This window comes from Winogradskyella poriferorum, assembly GCF_050618035.1.
Classification (GTDB): domain Bacteria; phylum Bacteroidota; class Bacteroidia; order Flavobacteriales; family Flavobacteriaceae; genus Winogradskyella; species Winogradskyella poriferorum_A.
In genome coordinates this window covers 1-211 of record NZ_JBODPY010000324.1, presented here as the reverse complement: position 1 = coordinate 211, position 211 = coordinate 1, and the positions used below count along the sequence as shown (strand labels likewise).

Annotated in this window: 1 protein-coding gene; it reads left to right on the top strand. The window is 39.8% G+C overall.

Annotated features, from left to right (window positions below):
• The coding region (locus ACRHOC_RS15940; RefSeq protein WP_431159531.1) for a NusA N-terminal domain-containing protein at positions 1-211 on the top strand (211 nt) is incomplete at both ends.

Below are 211 nucleotides of genomic sequence, written 5' to 3'. Positions count from 1 at the left end.
AGAAACCGTATTGTTGTGGCTGATGGTGAAGTAGAAGAGCCAAATCAGGTGATTGCCTTATCTGAAGCTCAGAAAATTGAACCAGATTTTGTGGTTGGTGGAGATGTAGCTGAAGAAGTGAAGCTGGTAGATTTAGGTAGGCGTTCAATTTTCGCCTTAAGACACAACCTAATTTCAAAGATTCACGAACATGATAACACTAACATTTCCA